This window comes from Agitococcus lubricus, from assembly GCF_003051055.1.
Classification (GTDB): Bacteria; Pseudomonadota; Gammaproteobacteria; order Pseudomonadales; family Moraxellaceae; genus Agitococcus; species Agitococcus lubricus.
The window spans coordinates 1-4,725 of sequence record NZ_QAON01000048.1 but is presented as its reverse complement, the minus strand read 5'-3'; the positions used below and the strand labels follow the sequence as shown (position 1 = coordinate 4,725).

The following is a 4,725-nucleotide window of genomic DNA, read 5'->3' as shown; positions in this document are numbered from 1 at the left end:
CATTCAGCCAATGGCTGGTTGAGTCCAAATGCTTTTATGCAAAAGCATCTACTACTTTTAGAGGGTACAACTGTCTAATTTTCTGGCTAGGATCAATGCGCCTAGTTAGACAGATGAAAAAAGTTGGAGAAATAGGTAATCAAATGAGTGATGAGTTGAAGTTTGAGGACGGCTCTTGGACTGTGAAGAAGTACCTTCCATTCATCAAGCAGATGATTGAGGTCTCTATTTTTACTGATGACAATCCCGACAATAAGCCTTCATCAAGACAACTTGAAGTTTTTGGGGAACTAGAAAAAATAGCTTTAATTATTGATGATTTGAATAATTATGCTCGAAAATATCTCATGCAAATTGAAGAACTAAGAGATCTTGAAGAAGAAAATATTTATATTGACGCATCAAAAATAGACCATCATTACAAATTGAAAACTGTTCTCATAGGATCACTTGAAGAGTGCAGTGGTAGATATTTTTTTATTATTGGAGATTGCGATTGGGACGAGGAACACGGAATAGAGTTTTTATTTGATGGCAATAAAATTCTTAGTTGTGGTGCAGCAGAAGGAAAATTTATTTATGCAGATTCAGATGAAGACTATAGAAGAATTAGATAAAGACTATATAAATGTCTAACTTCACGCTCAAGTGGGATAACGCCCCAGCCGCTTATGGGGTAATTTTTGATGGTACTGAGGTCAATCTCAGGTTTTATTTTGCTGTGGGGACGTTACCCCTTAGCGCAGGTAGTTGGACAACTATTAGCGTGTGATTTGCTGTATATTTTTTTATCTTCTATCTATTTGTTACTGTGTGTTTTACGAGTATATTTGAGTTGTTATCATTCATCGGGCTGCATCGTTAGGCTTTCATTGTTGCGCCGAGCGGCAGGAAGGGCAGTGTTGTATTGGTTCATCGCTAGTTGTGATTTGTGTAGTGAACTAATTTTGTTTGTAGAGTGAGTTCACTAGTCCAACTTCACGCTCAAGTGGGATAACGCCCCAGCCGATTACTGAGTTGTTTTTGATGGTGGTGAATCTGTTTTATTATTTTATTTTGCTATGGGGCGTTACCCCTTAGCGTATAGTTAGATAAATCTATGAAAAATACTTTTACTATATTACTAAGTTTGTTTTTGATAAGCTGTGCGTCCGCTCCTATTACCACTGTTAATACATCATTTTTAATGGGTGAAAATAAAGTCATTGTTTTTGGAACAATAACTACAGATACGGAACTTGACAGCAATCGTTTTGCAATGAATTTTACTCCAATTAAGCCTAAAGATTCATTTGTTGAAAAAATAGGTAGTACGGCATTAAAAAACATTAGAGATATAAATAATAGGTCTTTTGCTATTGTTGGTGGTCATTGCATAGAATGCAAATCGAAAACTCCAATATTTTTTGATAATGGAAAACCAGTATATCTTTTCACAATTACGCTACCCGCTTCTAAATATATTGTCCGTTCCAATTATGAGACTTATTCTGTAAGTGCTTGGGTTAATTTTTTGAGCGAGCAGCTTAAAGAAATTGATTTAAAGAAAGGCGAAATAGTTTATTTGGGAAATGGCTATTTTACAAAAAGTATGGGTAAAAATTTTTTGGGACATAGTGTGCCAGCAGGTGGAACTGTGACATTCAAAGATATGAAACAGCGTGATGTGAAAATATTTCTTGAGAAATTTCAAGCAATCAATCATAGTGAAGTTTCTTTTTCAGAGCTCAATGGTAGTTGGCATCTAAGAAGTGATAATAGGTAACTTAAGTTATCTAACTATGCGCTCAAGTGGGATAACACCCCGTCCTCGTTTTGAGTTATTGTTTAGTTTGGTGATTACAGTTTATTTTTTAAGATTTCTGTGGGGTGTTACCCCTTAGCGCAGGCGTTGTACAATTATTAGCGTGTAATTTGCTGTATATTTTTTATTTTATATCTATTTGTTATTGTGGGTTTTACGAGTATATTTAAGTTGTTATCACTCATCTGGCTGCATCGCTAGGCTGATGTAGTTGCGCCGAGCGGCAGGAAGGTCAGTGTTGTATTGGTTCATCGCTAGTTGCGATTTGTATAGTGAACTAATTTTGTTTGTAGAGTGAGTCCACTAGTCCAACTTCACGCTCAAGTGGGATAACGCCCCAGCCGCTTTCTGAGTTGTTTTTGATGGTGGTGAATCTGTTTTATTATTTTATTTTGCTATAGGGCGTTACCCCTTAGCGTATAGTTAGGTTTTTATGAATTATAATAATCAAATTATAATTGATATTAAGCGTTTATTAATTATATTTGAGCCTTACTGTGCTGAAAAAGAGACATTAGTTTGGCTTCAACAAGCAATCGATAACAAAAGTAAATGGATAAAAGCACATAATATTTTTAGTCAGATAAGAGAAAAACTATTAAAGTCTGAAAAATTTGATAATCAAAGACTTATATCTCAGTATTTATTTGAAGAGGTATGTGCGAAAACTTTATATAATCTTAGTGGTCAATCAGCACCTTTTGATCTAGATAGTCCATATTGGATTTTACCTAATGCACTAAGATTGGCTAATAATTTGGGTTTAGATCAAAATGTTGTATTGTCTTGCATAACATATTAAGCAAAACCTAACAAAACGCTCAAGAGGGATAGCACCCCGCGCGGTTATGGTGTATTTTTTGATGGTTCTGAGGTACGTCTCAGTTGTTAATTTTGTTGTGGGGTTGCTACCCCTTAGCGTTAAAGTTAGGATATGCTTACAAAATGAATATATCCTTAGAAGAAATCAAAGAGAGAATACTTTCTAATCCAAAAAATTTTAAAGTATTAAAATATTTAAAGCTTAATACTGATATAGAGACTTTTTCCATTTGGTACGATTCAGGATTCGATGAAGGCGCGCAGACTTTTTACTATGAGTACTGTGAATCCATACCTAGTGAAGCTTTCATTAATTTTGGTATCTATAACCTAGTTGTTTGTATTGAAAGTGGTACGATATTTGGTTTCCAATTTGGCAGATTCACATTTTTTGTGCGTCCAAATTTTGAAGCACAAGGCATTTTAATAGGTAAATCGCCAAGAAGGCTTTCAACTATTGATGGAACTGTTAATATCGAGAGTTTGGAGCATGAATGGGTTTTTCTGTCTTCAGTTGCCGAAGAGGGTGAAGAAAGCATTTGCTATAAAAATGCTTATTATTTAGCAAAAAAGATATAGTTTAATGGTAGATTTTGCTTTTTAAGATACTATATATCAATTATTAAAAATACAAAGCTATTGTTGATTATCTATCCTAACTCATCATTCAACTGGACACAACCCCAGCCGATTTTGGTGATATTTTTTAAGTTTTTGGCAAACTCTCACTTGTTAATTTTGTTGTGGGGTTGTGCCAGTTAATGTTAAGTTATGCGACAAAACCATGCTTTCATTCTTTGTGAGAGATAAGTTGTGATTCTTTATAAATATTACGGTTTTAGCTCTGGAATGGCTGCCCTTGGAAGCAGAAAATTGGGTTTCAGGAATCCAGCTTACTTCAACGATCCATTTGAATTGAGTTATCTCAACAACTCTAGTGATTCAAATTTCGTGTCAAAAAAAATTGATGCACTAAAAGAAAGTCTGGTTATCCTTTCATTAACAAGAACAGCTTTTAATCCCTTAATGTGGGCTCATTATGCCGAAGACCATAAGGGCTTCGTAATTGGCTATGATATCGAAGATGAATTTTTTCTATCAGGAAAATACAATATAATCTCGGCCAACGAAGGCGACGTAATATATACCACTGAAAAGGAAAGAATCGATATTTCGGATGATTTAAAAGAAACCTTGCATAATATTTTTCATATAGGGCAAGGTGAGGAAATGAATTCCTTTTCAAAGGAAAAATTAGAAAAAATAGCTCCCATTCTTAAGAAAGCACTTTTATACAAACACTCATGCTGGGCATATGAAGAAGAAGTCCGAGTCATTAAAGTCTTAAATTCCGTATTTGAGGAATGCCATGTCTGGCAATCCGATCTGAATAGAGCTTTTTGCTCATTGAACCAGTTGGTGGCTCCGGGAATAGGTTCGGTGATAGTCCCCGGACTATATCTGTATTCTAAGGAAGCAAAAATTAGAGAAGTGTACTTGGGTATGCGTAATCCGCTGCTGAGCCGCCATCAAAATGTTGAGATTAAAAGTAGAAGTGTTTATGAGTTGGCCAAAAATTTAGCATGGTCTGTTAATAAAGTTTCCATGTCAGAGGGTTCGTGGGGACTTAAATCTACGGCCATAAGTCACAACTTTCTGATGGTTCCAGAACAAACAAAGGGACTTATCAACTCGTTGTCTTTCACTGGGCGGGAAGCGGAGTATTTAAGTAAAGTGTTGCCAGAGCTAGTTGGTAGTGCAGATGATTGTTACGAATTAACTAATTGGTCGGGAGAGCTTAATCTTAAGAAAAATGGCGAATTTATCGAATAATAAGGTTTTGTAGTGGTTTATTCGTCCATTTATTTGGTTGTGGCACTGTCGTGTGGAGTTCTAGACCACAAGCGCATAACTTAGTGCTCAAGTGGGATAACGCCCCAGCCGATTACTGAGTTGTTTTTGATGGTGGTGAATCTGTCTTATTATTTTATTTTGCTATGGGGCGTTACCCCTTAGCGTATAGTTAGAATTATTCACAGGAGTGGTTGAGTAAATGACTTTACTAAGAGTTTTTATTGCTACAATTGCCTCATTTTTTC

Annotated in this window: 5 protein-coding genes; all 5 read left to right on the top strand. The window is 35.6% G+C overall.

What is annotated here, in order from left to right; translation table 11 throughout:
• Positions 1 to 617: DUF6985 domain-containing protein (locus tag C8N29_RS16415; protein WP_204509389.1), on the top strand; the 617-nt coding region annotated here is incomplete at its 5' end.
• 482 nt (positions 618 to 1,099) lie between these two features.
• A complete protein-coding gene (locus C8N29_RS16410) occupies positions 1,100 to 1,765 on the top strand; it encodes a hypothetical protein (protein WP_107867145.1) in 666 nt (221 codons plus the stop codon).
• Between the two features lie 472 nt (positions 1,766 to 2,237).
• Complete coding sequence (locus C8N29_RS16405; protein ID WP_107867144.1) at positions 2,238 to 2,606, top strand: hypothetical protein; 369 nt, start codon at positions 2,238 to 2,240, stop codon at positions 2,604 to 2,606.
• Between the two features lie 143 nt (positions 2,607 to 2,749).
• On the top strand, positions 2,750 to 3,205 hold the full coding sequence (locus C8N29_RS16400; RefSeq protein WP_107867143.1) for a hypothetical protein: 456 nt from the start codon (positions 2,750 to 2,752) through the stop codon (positions 3,203 to 3,205).
• A 234-nt stretch (positions 3,206 to 3,439) separates the two neighbouring features.
• On the top strand, positions 3,440 to 4,459 hold the full coding sequence (locus C8N29_RS16395) for a DUF2971 domain-containing protein (RefSeq protein WP_107867142.1): 1,020 nt from the start codon (positions 3,440 to 3,442) through the stop codon (positions 4,457 to 4,459).
• Positions 4,460 to 4,725 lie beyond the last annotated feature (266 nt).